Annotated in this window: 12 protein-coding genes and 1 tRNA gene; 6 read left to right on the forward strand and 7 right to left on the reverse strand. The window is 66.1% G+C overall.

What is annotated here, in order from left to right:
- Positions 1 to 93 precede the first annotated feature (93 nt).
- The 3 genes from uidB (at position 94) to KTR40_RS03260 (ending at position 5,162) form a co-directional block, all read left to right on the forward strand.
- Positions 94 to 1,527, forward strand: a complete 1,434-nt coding sequence (gene uidB / locus KTR40_RS03250; RefSeq protein ID WP_228405257.1) for a glucuronide transporter — start codon at positions 94 to 96, stop codon at positions 1,525 to 1,527.
- Positions 1,528 to 1,587: 60 nt separating this feature from the next.
- Positions 1,588 to 2,817 (forward strand): D-mannonate dehydratase ManD, encoded by a 1,230-nt coding sequence (gene manD, locus KTR40_RS03255; protein ID WP_228405113.1) that lies wholly within the window; start codon positions 1,588 to 1,590, stop codon positions 2,815 to 2,817.
- A 62-nt stretch (positions 2,818 to 2,879) separates the two neighbouring features.
- A complete protein-coding gene (locus tag KTR40_RS03260) occupies positions 2,880 to 5,162 on the forward strand; it encodes a gluconokinase, GntK/IdnK-type (protein WP_228406011.1) in 2,283 nt (760 codons plus the stop codon).
- Between the two features lie 72 nt (positions 5,163 to 5,234).
- On the opposite strand, the gene KTR40_RS03265 is transcribed toward KTR40_RS03260, so the two are convergent.
- The 4 genes from KTR40_RS03265 to KTR40_RS03280 all read right to left on the reverse strand — a co-directional run bounded on the left by KTR40_RS03265 (position 5,235) and on the right by KTR40_RS03280 (position 8,971).
- The gene (locus tag KTR40_RS03265; RefSeq protein WP_228405258.1) at positions 5,235 to 5,984 is read right to left on the reverse strand and encodes a maleylpyruvate isomerase family mycothiol-dependent enzyme; all 750 of its coding nucleotides are present in this window, start codon (positions 5,982 to 5,984) and stop codon (positions 5,235 to 5,237) included.
- A complete protein-coding gene (locus KTR40_RS03270; protein WP_228405259.1) occupies positions 5,984 to 6,814 on the reverse strand; it encodes a fumarylacetoacetate hydrolase family protein in 831 nt (276 codons plus the stop codon). Before KTR40_RS03270 ends, KTR40_RS03265 begins: the two co-directional genes overlap by 1 nt.
- Entirely contained in the window at positions 6,814 to 7,944 is a 1,131-nt protein-coding gene (locus KTR40_RS03275) for a cupin domain-containing protein (RefSeq protein ID WP_228405260.1), read from the reverse strand. The genes KTR40_RS03270 and KTR40_RS03275 overlap by 1 nt, the downstream gene beginning before the upstream one ends.
- A gap of 175 nt (positions 7,945 to 8,119) precedes the next feature.
- The gene (locus KTR40_RS03280; RefSeq protein ID WP_228405261.1) at positions 8,120 to 8,971 is read right to left on the reverse strand and encodes an IclR family transcriptional regulator; all 852 of its coding nucleotides are present in this window, start codon (positions 8,969 to 8,971) and stop codon (positions 8,120 to 8,122) included.
- A 48-nt stretch (positions 8,972 to 9,019) separates the two neighbouring features.
- Between KTR40_RS03280 and KTR40_RS03285 the strand changes: the two genes are divergently transcribed.
- Complete coding sequence (locus KTR40_RS03285) at positions 9,020 to 10,399, forward strand: aromatic acid/H+ symport family MFS transporter (RefSeq protein ID WP_228405262.1); 1,380 nt, start codon at positions 9,020 to 9,022, stop codon at positions 10,397 to 10,399.
- Positions 10,392 to 11,642, forward strand: coding sequence for an FAD-dependent oxidoreductase (locus KTR40_RS03290; RefSeq protein WP_228405263.1), 1,251 nt, complete (start codon positions 10,392 to 10,394; stop codon positions 11,640 to 11,642). Before KTR40_RS03285 ends, KTR40_RS03290 begins: the two co-directional genes overlap by 8 nt.
- A 306-nt stretch (positions 11,643 to 11,948) precedes the next feature.
- On the opposite strand, the gene KTR40_RS03295 is transcribed toward KTR40_RS03290, so the two are convergent.
- The 3 genes from KTR40_RS03295 to KTR40_RS03305 all read right to left on the reverse strand — a co-directional run bounded on the left by KTR40_RS03295 (position 11,949) and on the right by KTR40_RS03305 (position 14,843).
- Positions 11,949 to 12,881, reverse strand: a complete 933-nt coding sequence (locus KTR40_RS03295) for a glutaminase (RefSeq protein ID WP_228405264.1) — start codon at positions 12,879 to 12,881, stop codon at positions 11,949 to 11,951.
- Positions 12,878 to 14,473, reverse strand: a complete 1,596-nt coding sequence (locus KTR40_RS03300; RefSeq protein WP_228405265.1) for a CdaR family transcriptional regulator — start codon at positions 14,471 to 14,473, stop codon at positions 12,878 to 12,880. The genes KTR40_RS03295 and KTR40_RS03300 overlap by 4 nt, the downstream gene beginning before the upstream one ends.
- Positions 14,474 to 14,753: 280 nt before the next feature.
- A tRNA-Ser gene (locus tag KTR40_RS03305) sits at positions 14,754 to 14,843 on the reverse strand.
- A gap of 165 nt (positions 14,844 to 15,008) precedes the next feature.
- Here KTR40_RS03305 and KTR40_RS03310 point away from each other — a divergent pair.
- Entirely contained in the window at positions 15,009 to 16,946 is a 1,938-nt protein-coding gene (locus tag KTR40_RS03310; RefSeq protein WP_228405266.1) for an HNH endonuclease signature motif containing protein, read from the forward strand.
- Positions 16,947 to 16,957 lie beyond the last annotated feature (11 nt).

Raw genomic sequence — 16,957 nt, forward strand, 5'->3', positions numbered from 1 at the left:
AATTGCATGGCAACCGGTTGCCGTTTGTTGCCATCTGGTTCCACGTTTTTGCCGGTTCCACGGGGACGGCACCCGGGTAAAGGAGCCCACACCATGAAAAAGCTGAGCAAAATGAGCATCGTCGGCTATGGCGCCGGCGATGCCGCAAACAACCTCGCCTTCACCACGGCCACGATGTTCCTGCTGGTCTACTACACGGATGTTGCCGGGATTTCCGCGGCTGCGGCAGGCACCCTGCTCTTGGCCGTCCGGATCTTCGACGCCTTCGCCGACGTCTTCGCCGGCCGCGTTGTGGACCGCGCATTCAGCAAGCGGTTCGGCAAATTCCGGCCCTTCATCATGTTCGGTTCCATCCCGCTGCTCCTCTTGAGCGTGGCAACGTTCTCCGTGCCGCAGCTTGGCGAATCCGGCACCCTGCTCTACGCCTACGTCACCTACGCGGCCCTCGGCCTGGCGTACAGCCTCGTCAACATTCCTTACGGCTCCCTCGCCGGGGCCATGACCCAGGACCCGGGCGAGCGGGCCAAACTCGGCTCCGCCCGCATGGTGGGTGCGCTCCTGGTCGGTTCCGCCCTCGGCATCTTCGTGGCGCCGCTGATCAAGCCGGGTGCTGACCTGCAGGGAACCTTCACCACCATCACCCTGGTCTTCGTGGTGATCGGCGCTGCCCTCTACTTCTTCACCGTGCTGACCGCCAAGGAACGCGTCCACCGCGCCGTTCCGAACGTCACCCTGAAGCAGAGCATGGACACGCTCAAGACCAACAAGCCCCTCCTGATGCTGTGCCTGAGCTCATTCTTCTTCCTCACCGGCTACTTGGCCCTCACCTCCGTGCAGCTGTACTACCTGCGTGACGTCCTGGGCCGGCTGGACCTTTACCCGGTCCTGTCCATCGCGCAGCTGGTCCTGACGTTCGCCCTGGCAGCCTTTATGCCGCGGCTGGTCCGCAGCATCGGCAAAAAGCGCGTCTACATCTACTCGTCGCTGCTGACTGTCGTTGGCGGCACCATCATCTTCTTCACTCCTGCCAGCCAAGTCTGGATCGGCTTCAGCGGATTGCTGCTCAGCCTGGCGGGCGTCCTCGCCGTCAACATCGTGGTGTGGGCCCTGGAAGCCGACACGGTGGAATATGGCGAATGGAAGACCGGCGTCCGCACCGAAGGAATCACCTACGCGCTCTTCTCCTTCACCCGCAAGACCGGCCAGGCAGTGGGCGGCGCGCTCGCCGCGTACGCCTTGGCGCTTGGCGGGTACAAGTCCGGTGCCACGCAGACTGCCGACGCGGTCTTCGGGATCCAGGTGGCCGCAGGCGCCATGCCGGCCGTTCTCACCATCCTGGCCGTCCTGGTGATGTCCAAGTACAAGCTCACGGACGCCCTGCACGCCCGGATCCTCACGGAAATACGCGCCCGCCGCACCAGCAGCGAGTCCGACGCCGGGTCAACCGGCAGTGCCGCCGGCAGCCCCGATGGCACCGACGGCGGTTACGCTGCCGCCGCCAAACCCCCGGCAGCCACCTTCAACTAACATTCCATTCCCGTCAGCCCAACGTACCGCTACCACTCAACAAGAAAGCCTGGTTCTGCTGTGAAAATCATTGCCGCCGATGTCTTCGTGACCAGTCCCTCCCGGAATTTCGTGACGCTCCGGATTACTACCGAGGATGGTGTGACCGGTATTGGTGACGCCACGTTGAATGGGCGTGAGCTTGCTGTTGCCGCGTATTTGAAGGAGCACGTGGCGCAGTTGCTGATTGGCAAGGACGCGCACCGGATCGAGGACACGTGGCAGTTCCTGTACCGGTCGGCGTATTGGCGGCGGGGCCCGGTGACGATGGCTGCGATCGCTGCGGTGGATATGGCGTTGTGGGATATCAAGGGCAAGGTGGCCGGGATGCCGGTGTACCAGCTCCTGGGCGGGGCGTCCCGGAACGGGCTGCGCGCGTACGGGCACGCGTCCGGTGCTGACTTGCCGTCGCTGTTCGACTCCGTCCGCGAACACCTGGAACTCGGGTATAAGTCGATCCGGATCCAGACCGCCGTCCCCGGCATCAAGGCCGTCTACGGTGTGGCCGCCCAGGCGCAGGCTTCGGGGGAGCGGTATGACTACGAGCCCGCCGGGCGGGGTGCGTTCCCGGTGGAGGAGGACTGGGACACCCGGGCGTACCTGCGGCACCTGCCCACCGTGTTTGAGGCGGTCCGGAACGAGTTCGGCCCGGAGATCCCTTTGCTGCATGACGGGCACCACCGGATGACGCCGATCCAGGCCGCGAAGCTGGGCAAGGCGCTGGAGCCGTATGACCTGTTCTGGCTGGAGGACTGCACCCCGGCGGAGAACCAGGAGGGCCTGCGCCTGGTCCGGCAGCACACCACCACGCCGCTGGCGATCGGTGAAATCTTCAACACGGTGTGGGACTACCAGACCCTGATCAAGGAACAGCTGATCGACTATGTCCGGGCCGCGTCCACGCACTTCGGCGGGATCTCCCCGTTGAAGAAGGTGATGGATTTCGCCGCGCAGTACCAGATCAAGTCCGGTTTCCACGGCCCCACGGACATTTCCCCGGTGGGCTTCGCTGCGCAGCTGCACGTGGGCCTGGCGATCCACAACTATGGCATCCAGGAGTACATGCAGCACTCGGACAAGACCAACGAGGTCTTCGAGCAGTCCATGACCTTCGTGGATGGCTACCTCCACCCCGGGGACAAGCCCGGGATCGGCGTCGAGTTCAACGAGGAAGCCGCAGCCGCGTTCCCGTACCAGCAGGCCTACCTGCCCTACAACCGCCTCATCGATGGAACGGTCCACGACTGGTGAATACGTCCACACCCGAAACCACAGCACCTGCCGCAGGGCACCCCAACCTCCGCATCATCGTGATGGGAGTGTCCGGCTGCGGCAAGACCACCATCGGCGACCTCGTGGCCCGCGAACTTGGAGTGCCGTTCCTGGACGGCGACTCCCTCCACCCCGTGGAGAACGTCGCCAAAATGGCGGCGGGCACCCCGCTGACGGACGACGACCGCTGGCCATGGCTTGCCACGGTGGGCACCGAGCTTGCCAACGCAGGCGACGGCGGTATGGTCCTGGCGTGCTCCGCGCTGCGCCGCAGCTACCGCGACGCCATCCGCCAGCAGGCACCGGACACCATCTTCCTGCACCTGCACGGCAGCAAAGAGGTCCTGCGGGCGCGGACCGAAGGGCGTACCGGCCACTTCATGCCGCCCGCCCTCCTTGATTCCCAGCTCGCCACGCTGGAACCCTTGGAGGCTGACGAGGCGGGCATCGTCGTCGACATCGCTGCCCAGGTCGACGAGGTGGTGCGGGAGGCTCTGGCCGGAATTGCCGTCGTCGCACGTTCCAGCACAGCCAGCCCTGACGCTGCCGGCAGCGCCGGTGCCCCCGGGACCCGGCCGCGACAGTTCGACGTCGACCTCCAGGCTGCGCCGTTTAATCTCGACGGCGACGCGGTCGCTTGGGTGGAGTCCACCCTGGCCGGCATGAGCCTCGAGGAAAAGATCGGCCAGCTGTTCATCAACCACAACAACGACTACTCCCCGGAGTACCTCGATGGCGTGCTGGAGAACTTCCACGTGGGCGGCATGCGCTACCGGCCCGGGCCCTCGGCTGCTGTGCAGGAGCACATCCGCTATGCACAGTCCAAGGCGCGCATCCCGCTGCTGGTGGCCTCCAACCCGGAAATGGGGGGAGCCGGAAGCTGTGACGACGGCACGTTCGTGTCCACGCACCTGCAGGCCGGCTCCCACCCGGACAAGGCCATCGCCCGGCAGATGGGGCAGGTTGCCGGGGTGGAAACCGCGGCGCTGGGCTGCAATTGGGCCTTCGCACCGATCGTGGACATCCACTACAACTGGCGGAACACGGTGATCTCCACCCGCGCCTTCGGCAACACCCCGGAGATCGTGGTGGAGCGGGCCAAGGAGTACTTCGACGGCATCAGCGAATCTCCCACGGTGTGCGCCATGAAGCACTTCCCCGGCGACGGCGTGGACGAGCGGGACCAGCACGTTGTCACCTCCTACAACACGTTCGGCTACGAGGAGTGGAACCGGACCTACGGCCACGTGTACCGGGAAATGATTGGCCACGGCGTGCAGTCCATCATGGTGGGGCATATTGGCGCGCCGGAGCTGTCCCGGCATTTCCGGCCGGGCCTGGCGGATGCCGACATCCTGCCCGCCACCCTGTCCCCGGAGCTGCTGCAGGACCTGCTCCGCGGCGAACTGGGCTTCAACGGCCTGGTCCTGACGGACGCCTCGCTGATGGTGGGGCTCACCCAGGCCATGAAGCGCAAGGACCTGGTGCCGGCCACCATCGCGGCCGGCTGTGACATGTTCCTGTTCTTCCGCAATCCCGCGGAGGACTTCCAGTACATGCTGGACGGATTCAAGTCCGGGGTGATCACCGAACAGCGCCTGCACGATGCGCTGCGGCGGATCCTCGGGTTGAAGGCGTCCCTGGGCCTCCATCGCACGCCGGCGGACCAGCTCGTTCCTCCTGCCGAAGCGCTGGCCGTGATCGGCAGCGGGGAACACCGGGCCATAGCGGCGGAGATCGCCGACAAGACCGTCACCCTGGTGAAGGACACCGCGAACAACCTGCCCATTACGCCGCAGACGCATCCCCGGATCCGCCTGTACGGCATTTCCGGCGGGGCTGATTTCACGCGCGCTGATCCGCTGGCCTACCTGGACACGGTCAAGGAAGAACTTGAGGCCGCCGGCTTCGAGGTCCACGTCTTCAAGACCGCGGAGCAGCGGGAAGCCGCGGGCGAGACAGGCATGAACTTCATGCGGGTCCTGTCCGAGGAAGCCACCGGCGACTACGCGGACAAGTACGATGCCGCGTTTGTCTTTGCCAACGTCAAGGGCTTCGCCCAGGAGGCAGCCATCCGGATCAAGTGGTCCTCGCCGATGGCCGCGGAGATCCCGTGGTACGTCACCGAGGTTCCCACGGTGTTTGTTTCGCTCAACCAGCCCAACCACCTGATCGATGTGCCGATGGTCAAGACGGCGATCCACGCCCACGCAGGGTCCCGCGAGGCCATCCGGGCCACCATTGAAAAGATCCAGGGGAAGTCCGCGTTCCAGGGCACGTTCAACGACAACGTGTTCTGCGGCTCCTTCGACACCAGGCTCTGAACGGCGGAGAACGCAAAAAGAGAAAGCCCCTTACTAAAGGGGCTTTCTCTTTTGCTGCTAACAGGACCGTGCCTAGATCCACTTCGGCGCGGTTAGGACGCCTCCCGCGGCGCCCGGTCCGGTGGCGGTGACGCCGTGGGAGCCGCGCCCGGCGGCCCATTGGGCGACGGCGGGCAGCGGCCCGGTGACAACTGTCGGGTCGGCGGCATTCGTGTCGCCGAACACCAGATCGGTGCCGGTGACTTTAACCAGGAGCCCGGCGTCGGTGCCGCGCGTGTGCCAGGCTCCGGTGATATCGCCCAGGAGCCGTTCCAGGACGGGTGCCGGTATGTCCTTGAAAGTGGCGCCGTTGTCCAGGTCGATGGCGTGCAGCCAGACTTCGCGGGTGCGCATCCACACGGTTTCCTCGGCCGGAACGGTCCGTCCCTGCGCCGTCTTGACCTTGTGGTGCCAGGCGTCTGCGGGCAGGTCGCGCCACTCGACGTTCAGGTGCACGGCCGAGTGGTCGAACAGGTGCCGCAGGGCGATGGGGGAGAGGGTGCCCCCAAACTCGATCTCGTGGTTGCGGGCCTCCGGGGAGGAGTACATCGGGGTTTCCACTCCGGTGGCGGCCCATTCGATGAGCCGGGCGATGGCGCGGGCGTTGTAGCCCACGTGTGCCACGACGTGCCGGCGGGTCCACCCGGGGAGGAGGCTGCCGCCGTCGAGCTCTGCATCGGGAAGCTCATTGAGCTTGCGGGCAAAGAACGCCGTGCCCCGGCGCGCCTGCAACAGGGACTGCAGGAGCACCGGGTCGGTGGTCTGGTCGTGGCGGGCAACCATCAGGCTTCCTTGACCACGCGGTTCTTCAGCTGGCCCAGGCCCTCGATGGTGGTGACCAGGACCTGGCCCTCCTGCAGGTACCGCTTGGGGTCCTGCGCATGGCCCACACCGCCGGGGGTGCCGGTGGCGATCACGTCGCCCGGGTTCAGGGTGATGATGGTGGAGATGTAGGAGACCAGGAATTCGGGGGTGAACACCAGGTCCGAGGTGGGGGTGGACTGCTGGACGTCGCCATCAACTGCCGAGGTCATGAGCGGGCCGGGAGTGAATTCGTCCTTGGTGACCAGGGCGGGGCCGAACGGGGTGGACTTCTCCCAGGTCTTGCCCTGCAGCCACTGGATGGTGCGGAACTGGTAGTCGCGCATGGACACGTCGTTCAGGACGGCGTAGCCGGCGATGTGGTCCGCGGCGTCAGCTTCGGAAATGCGGCGGCCCTGCTTGCCGATGACGACCGCGAGCTCGGCTTCCCAGTCCACGGTGTCCGATTCCTGCGGCAGGGCAAGGTCGTCGTTGGGGCCGATCAGGGATTCGGCGTACTTGGCGAACAGGGTGGGGTACTCGGGGACTTCCCGGCCCATTTCCTTGATGTGGTTGCGGTAGTTGTGGCCCACGCAGATGATCTTTCCCGGGGAAGGCACGACGGCGGCAAGGTCAGCGCCGTCGAGCGGGTACGTTGCGCCCCTGGCCGCCGCGGCGGTGGTTTCCCAGGCGGGGTCCTGCAGCAGGGCGCCGACGTCGGCGAACCCGGGGATCTCGGTGAGGGTATCGCCGTCCTGACGGACCGCCGTCGTGCGTGTGCCGTTGTCGAGGCGGAGGGTGAGGAGTTTCATTACTTGGTGCGTCCTTCGATGTAGGTGCGGTTGAAGTTCAGGCGCTCGAAAATGGGTGCGTCGCTGAAACGGAACAAATCAAACTCTGATTCGGCTTGGAGTGACCAGGCGGCCCAGGACGGGACCACGAACAGGTCGCCCTTGGCGAGCTGCTTGGTTTCGCCGTTGAGGACCACGGTGCCGGTGCCCTCGAAGACCTGCCACACGCTGGAGCCGACCTCGCGGACGGTCTCGGTGGCGGCGCCGGCGCGGAGGCGGTGGAACTCGGCCCGGATGGTGGGCATCACGTCCCCGCCGGTGGTGGGGTTGGTGTAGCGGACGGCGGCGTGGCCCTGGGAGACGGTGGCGGGGTGGCCTTCGTCTTCGAGGAGCAGCTGCTCGCGCAGGGCGGCGTCCGTGTACTTCCACCGGTAGCCGGCGATGGGGGAGCTGGTGGTGTCATCGAGTCCGGAGAGCGGGCGCAGGCCGGGGTGGGCCCAGAGCCGTTCGGCGCGGGAGATGTCCGGCGTGGCCTCGTCGGTGACGCGTTCGGTGCCGAACTCAAAGAACCCGGCGTCGGCGTAGTGCACAAACGGGATGTCCAGGCCGTCGATCCAGGCCATCGGCTCGTCGGTGTCATTGTGGTGGCCGTGGAAGTTCCAGCCGGGGGTCAGCAGGAAGTCCCCGCGGGACATCCGGACCGGATCGCCGTTCACCACGGTCCAGACGCCTTCGCCTTCAACCACGAAGCGGAACGCGTTCTGGGAGTGCCGGTGCTCCGGCGCGGTTTCCCGGCCGCCCAGGTACTGGATCGCCGCCCACAGCGTGGGGGTTGCGTAGGCGGTGCCGCCCAGGCCCGGGTTGGCCAGCGCAATGGCGCGGCGTTCCCCGCCCCGGCCAACGGGTACCAGGTCACCGGCGCGGGCAGCCAGGGGGTACAGGTCGTTCCAGCGCCACACGTGCGGCACGGCCTTGGGCGTGGGGACCATCGGCATCAGGTCACCGATCTCGGTCCACAGCGGAATCAGGTTCTCCTTGTCGAAGTCCTTGTAGAGCTGCTCAAGCTGGGCAGCCTCTTCCGGGGTCGGCTCCGGGACGGTAAGCCCGGCGGCCACTGATTCATGGGTCGTGTTCTCGGCGCTGATGGACACGTCGGCCTCCTTTGTAGGTCAGAACAGTTTTTTGGCGTGGCTTGACTCTACGGAAGGACGTTGTGTGAGCTCCAACATATTCTGCTCTTCAGAATTCCGGGGCGCTGCGGTGCGGGCGGGTTGTGCGGGCGGGTTGGTGCGGCCTTTAGTCCGGCGCTGTTTAGTCCGGCGCTGTTTAGTCCGGCTCTGCCGGGTTCGCCGCAATGTCGATCTCCAGCTGTCGGCAGCATTCGCGCAGCGCCTGGACCAGGCCGGCGTCGAACACCGTCCGGAAGCGGGTGGCGGGGGTGGCGACGCTGAGGGCGCCCACCACGTGCCCGTGCCGGTTGTGCAGCGCCATCCCCAGGGCGCTCACCCCGTCCTCGGTGCCCTCGAAGTTGGCTGCAAAGCCGTTTGCCCGGATGGATTCAAGTTCCCGGAGGAAGGCGGGATATTCGTCATCCGGGATGGTGTCCCCGCCGATCTCGGCGTTGTTGCTGCGAAAGAGCTGGTCCAGCATGTGCGGTTCCAGTTCGGCCAGCATGGCCTTACCGCCGGAGGTCTTGTTGGCGGGCATCACGGTCCCCTGCCGGTCGCCGACCCGCAGGACGTTGTTTCCCTCAACGGTTGCCAGGAAACGGACCTTGGTGCCCACCCGCACCATGAGGTTCACGGTCTCGTTGAGTTGGGCGGAGAGCAGCTCCATGTGGGGCTGGGCGAGCGAGCGCAGCAGCCTGGTCCAGCTCAGCCCAGCCGGGCCCACGCCCATGGCCGGGCCCGGAACGTAGCGCCGGGTTTCGTCCTGCACGGCGAATCCCCGGTAGACCAGCATCGCCAGGAGGCGGTGCGCCGTGGAGGGGGCAACCCCCAGCTCCTCGGCGGCATCCTTCAGCCGCAACGGGCCGCCGTCGCGCAGGAGCTGGAGGAGCTGCAGCGCGTTGTCCACCGCCTCGATGGAATAGGTGGGCCGCTTCTGCACGGGCTTCTTCTGCGCAGGCTTGCGGCCAGCCGTCGGGGAGGTGGACCGAGCGTCCTGCTTTTTCTGCACATCAGAATTGTATTGTGGTTCATCTTGGCTGGCCATGACAGTAGTGGGATGAATCACACACTTCCCGCTGCAGCGACGCACCGGTCCTCGCCCGGGGCTTCCGCCCCCACGTCCCATGACGCGTTCAATGCCGTGTCCAATGATGGGCACGGCCGGTTCTCCAAGGCCTCGGCAGCGGCAGTCCTTGTCTGCTGGCTGCTGGTGGTCTTCGATGGTTACGACCTCATCGTCTACGGCACTGTCCAGTCCTCCCTCATTTCCGAAACCGGGTGGGGCCTGACCAAGGCAACCGCCGGGACGGTGGGCTCCATGGCCTTCCTGGGCATGATGATCGGCGCGATCTTCGCCGGCCGAATGGCCGATTCGTGGGGCCGCCGCAGGACCATCCTCGGATGTGCCATCGTGTTCTCCGTCTTCACCGTCCTCTGCGCCTTCGCTCCCAGCGCCGCCATCTTCGGAGTCCTGCGCCTCCTGGCCGGCATCGGGCTTGGCGGTCTGGTGCCCTCCGCGAATGCCCTGGTGGCCGAACTGGTACCCACCAAGTGGCGCTCCATCGTGGCCACACTGATGATGTCCGGTGTCCCGATCGGCGGCTCCATCGCGGCCCTCGTGGGCATCCAGCTGATTCCGGCCTTCGGCTGGCAGGCGATGTTCCTCGTGGCTGTGCTGGCACTGGTGATCGTTGTGCCCCTTGGGCTCAAGTACCTGCCCGAGACCCTTACACCGGCCAAGACGGCACGGCCCGGCGAAACCAACGCTGCGGCCGGCGAAGGAACACGTGCCGCCAAAACCGCCTCCGGGTTCTCGTCCCTGCTCCGCGCCCCGTACCTGGGCATCAGCATGCTCTTCGCCGTTGCCACCATCGCCACCCTCTTCGCGTGGTACGGGTTGGGCACGTGGCTGCCGAACCTCATGCAGCTGGCGGGCTACAACCTGGGCTCCGCCCTGACGTTCGCCCTGGCCCTGAACCTTGGCGCGGTGGCCGGCTCCGTCATCACGGCCTGGGCGGGGACGCGCTTTGGGCCAATTCCGACGGCGATCGCAGCCGCCGCCGTCGCCGCCGTCGCGCTGGTGGTGCTGGTGAGCGGACCGCCTGTGTCCGTCGTCTACCTCATGCTGGTGCTCGCCGGCGTCGGAACCCACGGCACGCAGTGCCTCATCATCGCCGCGGTGGCGAGCCATTATCCCGCCCACTTGCGGGGAACGGCACTTGGCTGGGCACTGGGCACTGGCCGGATCGGCGCCGTCGTAGCTCCCCAGGTGGGCGGCCTCCTGCTGGCTGCCGGCCTGGGCGTCAACTCCAATTTCCTTGCCTTCGCCGGTGCGGCCGCGGTTGCCGCGGTCCTGCTGACCGCCGTCGGCATCAACCTCAAAGCAAAACTTTCCGTATCCTCTTCAACCCCAACAACAGGAGTTAGCAATGTCTGAGCACGCCACGTCCACCGATGTCCTGGTGATCGGAGGGGGCATGGCCGGCCTGGCCGGAGCCCTCGCCCTGCGCGAGAACGGTGCCAACGTGACCCTCGTGGAGCGCGCCCCCGAGTTCGGCGAGGTGGGTGCCGGGCTGCAGATGGCCCCCAACGCCTCCCGCATCCTCCGCCGCTGGGGCTTGCTCGAAAAGGCACTGGAAATCGGCGTGCAGCCCAAGCACCTGCTGTTCCGCGACGCCGTCACCGGCGAGGAGCTCACCCGCCAGACGCTCAACGGCGAATTCGAGGAACGCTATGGCGCGCCGTACGTTGTGATCCACCGCAGCGACCTGCACCGTGTCCTGCTGGAAGGCTGTGAAGCCGCCGGCGTCAAGCTCGTCAACGACGTCATGGTTGAGAGTGTCGAGACCGTGGGCGGCCGCGGCGTGGCGCACACTGCCGCCGGCGTGGACTTCGAGGCGGACGTGGTGATCGGCGCCGATGGCCTGCGGTCCACCCTGCGCCCGCTCGTGGCCGATGACCAGCCCGTCTCGTCCGCGTACGTGGCGTACCGCGGAACCGTGCCCATCACGCCAGCGACCCCGAAGGCCGACCTGGAGGATGTCATTGTTTACCTGGGCCCGGACTGCCACCTGGTGCAATACCCGCTGCGCAAGGGCGAACTGCTCAACACCGTTGCCGTCTTCAAGTCGCCCTCCTTCGAACGCGGCGAGGAGCAGTACGGGGGAGTGGACGAACTCGAGGCGGCCTACAAGGACTGCGTGCCGGCTGTGCAGGAAGCGCTGAAGAACCTGGCCACCGGCATCCGCTGGCCCATGTACGACCGCGACCCCATCGAGAACTGGGTGGCCGGCCGGATGGTGCTGATGGGCGACGCCGCACACCCCATGCTCCAGTACCTGGCCCAGGGCGCCTGCCAGGCCCTTGAGGATGCTGCGGCCCTCCAGGACGCCACCGCGGGCACCGTGTTTACTGCGGACGGCATCAACAAGGACGGGTGGGACGAGGCCCTCCGCGACTTCAACAGTGTCCGCGCCGGCCGGACCGCCCGGGTGCAGCGCACGGCCCGGGTGTGGGGCGAGTCGTGGCACGTGTCCGGCCTGGCCCGCACCTTGCGCAACCTGCTGTTCAAGAGCCGGAAGGACAACAACTTCCAGTACAACGACTGGCTGTACGGGCAAGATGGCGACGGCGTTCCGTCCGTCACGCCCAAGCGGGTCGTCGAGGGCGCAGCGGCTTAGGTTACCAGCCACTCAACAGCAGCGGACGACGACGGGACCTCCCGCCGTCGTCCGCTGCTCTTTGCCGGAACCCTGCTGCTAAGTCCGCGCTGCCCCTGCCGGTCCGCGCCTCAATACGCCTTTACGCGCTGTTCGACGACAAGGTGGATGAGGGCGAACACGCCATCCTCCTCGATGGCCGCCAGGGCGGCGTCGAGTGCGGATGGTACCGCCTTTCGATCTGGAGAAGATCCTGCTGGTAGGGAAAGGCGTTGTGTCGTCGGGGCGCGCATGGGTCAGCAACGCCTGGGCCAGAAAACGGGTGGGTTAGAAAACGGACCAGCCGGTGCGGTCCGAAAGGTCGGCGAGGGCGGCAGTGCCGGCGAGGGAATTCCCCTTGGCGTCGAGCCGGGGACTCCAGACGCAGATGGAGCATTCACCGGGAACGATGACCAGGATGCCGCCGCCCACACCGCTCTTGCCGGGCAGGCCCACCCGGTACGCGAACTCCCCGGCTGCGTCGTACATGCCGCAGGTCAGCATGATGGAACCAACGCGTTTGGCGTCGCTGGGAGACAGGACCGGTCCGATCGTTCCCTGTCCTTCCCGGGCGAGGAATAGCCCTGCCTTGGCCAGTTCAATGCAGGTCATCATGATGGAGCATTGGCGGACGTAGTTTTCCACCACCGATTCCGCAGTCTGCTGCAGGTTGCCAAAATCCTTGAGGAAGTGCGCCAATGCCAGGTTGCGGGCGCTGCCGGACAGTTCGCTGGCCGCTGCCGCCTCATCGATGTACGGACCGGTGCTGCCCGCCTGGGTGGTGAGGAACCGCAAAAGCCACGTGGCGGCGTCGGACGTTCTTTCCATCAAGTGGTCCGTGACCACCAAAGCGCCGGCGTTGATAAAGGGGTTCCGAGGGATCCCGTGTTCAACTTCAAGTTGGACCAGTGAGTTGAATGCTGTGCCGGAAGGCTCGCGCAGGACCCGGGACCAGAGCCTTCCTGTTGTGTCGCCGTGGAGGGCCATGGCCAGGGTGAACACTTTGGAGATGCTTTGAATGGAGAACGGGACGTCCGCGTCCCCGGAACTGAAGACCTGGCCGGAAGCGGTGGCAACGGCAATGCCAAACCTGTTGAAAGGAACTTCTGCCAGGAACGGGATGTTCGCCGGTACTGAGCCTCTTTCGTCGTGCGGGCGGTGACTGCGGACGAGGTCTTCGAGGAGGGGGCCGAGCGGCGGCGCCGCAAGCGTGGTGGTCATTTCCTGCCCGATGTTTGTTTGGATGTTCCGGCCCATTCCTGGATATGGAGCAAAGCCACCAATGAGTCCCGGGGGTTGCCGAAGTCCAGGCCGGTCACCCTTGATGCCTTGTTGATCCGGTAGTAGACCGTATTTTTGTGCAGCTTCATCTGTTGGGCGCACGCCGAGACATCGAGCGAAGACTCGAAGTACACCCGGAGGGTTTCCGCAAGTTCAGCATCATCCTGCAGGAGGGCCGAGAGGCTGCGATGCCGGAAGGTCGACGACGAGAAATTCCGTGCTGCCTCGCGGAAAAGGATTTCTCCCTCGAAGTCATCCACGGTGGCCACAGTCTTTTGGGAAGACCTGCCGACGCAGTCCAACAACGCTTCGGTGATCCGGGTGATGGAGTGGATGGACAGCAAATCGGGCACCACGGGACCCACCGCCGCAAACGGGCTGATGCCGAGGTGTTTGCGGGCGTCCCGCACGATTGACTCGGCAAGGCCCTTGATCCCGGGTTCCGAGGCGTTCGACTGGAGTCCCGGAACGATCACTGCTGTGTCACCTTTGAACTGGCCCACTATGGCTGAGGCCTTGTACGCGGCCGCGTGGATGGATGCCAGGTTGGCAAGCTCGCCGTGCTTCAGGGCGGCGTCATCGGCCGGCGGTTCCGCGTCCGAAATTCCGAGCAGGATCAGCGCTGCCGGTCGCCCGGCAGGGATCTTTTCACTGTGCGCGCTGGCTGCCGCCTCAGCCGGACCTGAGAGGATCCGGGTAACCCTGTCCTCACGCATGTGCACCGACTGCTGGTTGCGGTAACGGATCAGCTCGGCTGAGGTCCGGGCGGCAGACCCTTTCAGCACATGGTCAACGTCCGGGCCGAAGCCTTCTCCGGTCTCCTGGAGCCAGATGTAGCCCATGATCCGGTCCCCGGCGAACAGGGTAATGGCCACGCGTTCGCGCAGTCCGTCCTGCGGCCTGGCCGGAACCCGCACGGGGAGCCGTGTCCCGTGCAGTTCGCGGTAGGCTCCGAGGTCCTTCAGCAGCAGCTCGTATTTCCGGGGGCCGCGCCTGGCCAGGATTGAGGCCTTCCGAAGTTCATCAATGTCATTGGAAACGGTGGAGTAGGCCAGGACCTTGTTGGCCGCGTCCTCGATCACCACATGGCTGGAGGTTAGCCGGGCGGTAGTCTGGGCGATGGCAAAGAGGTCTTCCTCCAGCAGTGTCAGGACTTCACTTTGGTAGCTGCGGGGCTGGATCCGGTCCTTGGCAATGGACAACAGGCGATCCCAGTCCGCCGCCGGGTTCACCAGGAGCAGGCCGGTGCCGGCGTCGCGCAGGAGCTCTTCTGCTTCGGAGAGCTCTTCGAGGCTTCCCTTGACCGCAACCACCGGGGGCGCGCTGAGCCGCAGCCGCCGCAAGGCAGGCAAGGCGGACCGACCGCGGACACCGATCAACAGGACGAAGGCGCCATCACCATTCCAGGTCTCGTCCTCGCCGTCCACGATCAGGAACCGTTCGATCGCGGATCCCTGCGCTGGCCGGAGGACGAGGCTCGCGAACCCCAAGGGGAGGTCCGAGAGGATGTCGTCCACCGTCACCGAGGTCATGGGTTCCTTCTGGGTCGATCTGTCCCGGACGGCTCTGTCCGGTCCGCCCATCGTATCCACCGCTGACTGCGCAGAATTTGTGAGCAAGCCCCAATTGGGAAGGAGTTTTTCAGTTGGCTTTCCAAGGCGGGACGGCGGGTCTTGCCTTGTGCCCTGTGCCTGGGCGAATGCCTCGCCGACGGGGCATAAGGCCGAGCTTCCCTCAAGCGGGAACAGCTCCGTCCCGGCAAGGGAAAAGGTCCTGCTTCCCTTGGTCTAAAGGAAAGCAGGACCTTTCAAGTGGCGGTGACGGTGGGATTTGAACCCACGTTGGCTTTTACACCAAACAACATTTCGAGTGTTGCACCTTCGGCCGCTCGGACACGTCACCAACCTCAATAGGGTACCGGAGCGAGGCGCCCATCCCCAAAACGGGACCGACCGGACAGGCTGGTGACTGCCCGGGCGGAGGTGGTCTAAGAAAAATCCAAAACATTTTTTCCCAGCGGTGGGCTGAGGGCCCAATAATGTCGGACCCCCTCACGATGATGGAGGTATGGATTCGAACCCGGTGGTGGTGCAGGCGGAGGAAGCGCTTGATGCTTCGGTCGCGGCGTTTATGGCTGCGCTGGGTGGAAGTTCTGGCGTTTCCGCTGGCTGTGGTCCTTGCGGGCATGATGATGATCCGCTGCAGCGGATTGCTGATGCGGCCCTGGAAGTCCTTGGTGGCGTGGCGCGGTCGGAAGCGAAGGTGGCGGCGATGAAGACGCTGGCCGCTGCAGTCCTTGCCGGGGCCATGAAGGCATTGAACCCTCCGCCGGTCTCCCCGCACGAGGCCACGGCGCAGGACCGGAGCCTGGTGGCCGAAGTCGGGTGCGCGCTGGCCATCGGGGACCGGGCAGCCGGAGCGCTGTTGGCCGAAGCCCATGCCTTGACCACGTCCCTGCCCCGGACCCTCGCCGCCCTGCAGGCCGGGACCATCTCCTGGGCCCACGCCCGGACCATGGTGGACCAGGCTGTAAGCCTGGCCCCTGCCGCGGCAGCGGCCCTGGAAGCGCACTTCCTGGACCCGGACGCCCCGAGCGCGGTCCGCGGGTGCCCGGTGGGGGAGATGCCGGCCTACCGGTTCAAGGCCCGGGCCCGGGCCTGGCGGGAACGGCACCACCCCGAAAGCCTGGAGAAACGGCACGCCAGGTCCGCCGCGGACCGGCGGATCGAGTACTGGCCGGACAACGATGCGATGGCCTGGGTGGCCGCCTACCTGCCCGCGGACCAGGCATCCGCGATCTGGAACCGGCTCACCGCCATCTCCCGGGGAAGGCAGGGACCGGACGAGGCCCGCACCCTGACCCAGCTCCGGGCCGACACCTTCGCCGAAGCACTTCTCACCAGCGGCACCACCAGCGGGAACAGCAGGAACAGTTCCGGTGCTGCCGGGACAAGCGGGCCAACCGGTGCCGGGCACAGCGACGGGCACGAGGAGCCAAACAGTGCCGGGCACGGCGAGCCAAACAGTGCTGGGCACGACGACGGCAGTTCCGGCAGTGCCGGGCACAACGGCGGGTACGGCGACGGGCACGACGCGGGCGGTTCCGGCGGCGGGGAGGCGGCAGGTCCGGGCCCGTCGACTTCGATTCGGCCGCAGGTGCTGGTCACCGTGCCCGTGTTCTCCCTGATGGGCCTCACGGACGAGCCCGCGGTGCTGGACGGGCACGGCCCCATCCCGGCCTCGATGGCACGGGACCTCGTCGCCGGCGGGGCGGACTCGTTCCACCGGGTCCTGGTTGACCCGCGGGACGGAGCACCACTGGAAATCGGCCGCACCAGCTACCGGGTAACCAAGGCGATGCGGACCTGGCTCAGGCTCAGGGACGGAAAATGCCCCTTCCCCGGCTGCAGCAACAGCTCCCTGGACAACGAAGCCGACCACCTCCTCGCCTGGCACCAAGGCGGCACCACCGGAATCAGCAACCTGGGCCAGCCCTGCCCGAAACACCACAAGCTCCGCCACACCAGCGGCTGGAAACCCACCCCCGCCACCACAACCGAACCACCCGGCTGGACCTCACCCACCGGCCGCCACTACACAAGCGAACACCAGGACTGGGAACCACCCCACTGGCCGGAGCGCGCTGTGCCGGACGAGCTCCGCGCGCTTGATGACCTCCTGGAACTGTGGCGTCTAGCCGATGACCCTTCGGAACTGTGGCGTCTCGCCGATGACCCTTCGGAACTGTGGCGTCCACCCGATGACCTTTCGGAGCTGCCGCTGCCTGATGACTTATCTCCTGGCTGGCCTCCACCAACCGATCTGTCGCCCCAGGATCTATATCCCCAGGAGCCGTCTTCTCAGGACCCGTATCCCCAGGAGGAGTTGCCCGAGGACACCTATGCTGACTGGTTCCTGCCTGGGTACCAGCCGCCCAAGGACCCGCTGCCCGAAGATGCCTGGTGGGAAATGGCCTGCCAGGCAAGCACCGGCGTCACGTCATGAAGCCCTCGTGG

Source organism: Pseudarthrobacter sp. L1SW, assembly GCF_020809045.1.
Taxonomy (GTDB): domain Bacteria; phylum Actinomycetota; class Actinomycetes; order Actinomycetales; family Micrococcaceae; genus Arthrobacter.